The 806-nt window shown below is 57.6% G+C and carries 1 protein-coding gene and 1 tRNA gene; one reads left to right on the plus strand and one right to left on the minus strand.

Annotation, left to right across the window (positions count from 1 at the left end; translation table 11 throughout):
• Positions 1 to 174: 174 nt before the first annotated feature.
• A tRNA-Val gene (locus tag NW837_RS12800) sits at positions 175 to 246 on the minus strand.
• 156 nt (positions 247 to 402) lie between these two features.
• Between NW837_RS12800 and NW837_RS12805 the strand changes: the two genes are divergently transcribed.
• Positions 403 to 806: segregation/condensation protein A (locus NW837_RS12805; RefSeq protein WP_414332034.1), on the plus strand; the 404-nt coding region annotated here is incomplete at its 3' end.

The following is an 806-nucleotide window of genomic DNA, read 5'->3' on the forward strand; positions in this document are numbered from 1 at the left end:
AGAGCAGAGCAGGCCCAGGGCTACTGAAAGCCCGCTCCGTACCGCTTAGCGGTCGGAGTCGGGTAGTTTACGGAGACCCCGGGGCGGAAAAAGTCGTTTCTAGCCGCCTGTATCTCTCCTCCAGGAGAAGGACTTGGACTGTTGAAGCTCGCTGCAGGAGCAGGTTTGCGGGTATGGGCGGTACAAGATTCGAACTTGTGACCCCTTCCGTGTGAAGGAAGTGCGCTACCACTGTGCTAACCGCCCGTAGATACCACTCTAGCAGCTATCGACTAGAGCAGGATCTCTATATTACCACGTCAGCGATTGAGCCAGAGGATTCGGATCGGCATGGGAGATGGCTAGAGATAGCCGGGATCCGGCCTGAGGGCTACAGTAAGGGTCAGGGAGCTGTGGGGTGCTATGGCCTACTCACCGACCGAAGAGGCAATTGCTCTGCTCATTGATTTGGCAGAACGAGGCGAGATCGATCCCTGGGATGTGCAGGTCATCGAGGTTATCGATCGCTTTCTGGCCCGTATGGCTCCCACCAGCAGCAGCCATGACCTGTCTGAGTCGGGACAAGCCCTGCTCCACGCTGCCATGTTGGTCTATCTTAAGGCGATGGCTTTGGCAGAACCAGAAGCAGAAGAAAGTGAGCCCAGCCCGGTGGAGGTAGAAGTGGATCCCTGGCCAAGCTGGTCTTTGGCGCACTTGGATCGCGTGTTGCAACCCAGGGCAGCACCCCGTCTTCAACGTACCCGGCCCATCACCCTCAAAGAACTCATCGCCCACCTGCAAGAGCTGGAAACCCTGCTGGAACACCA

The sequence above is a fragment of the Synechococcus sp. R6-10 genome, from assembly GCF_047461815.1.
In the GTDB taxonomy this organism is placed as follows: Bacteria; Cyanobacteriota; Cyanobacteriia; order Thermostichales; family Thermostichaceae; genus Thermostichus.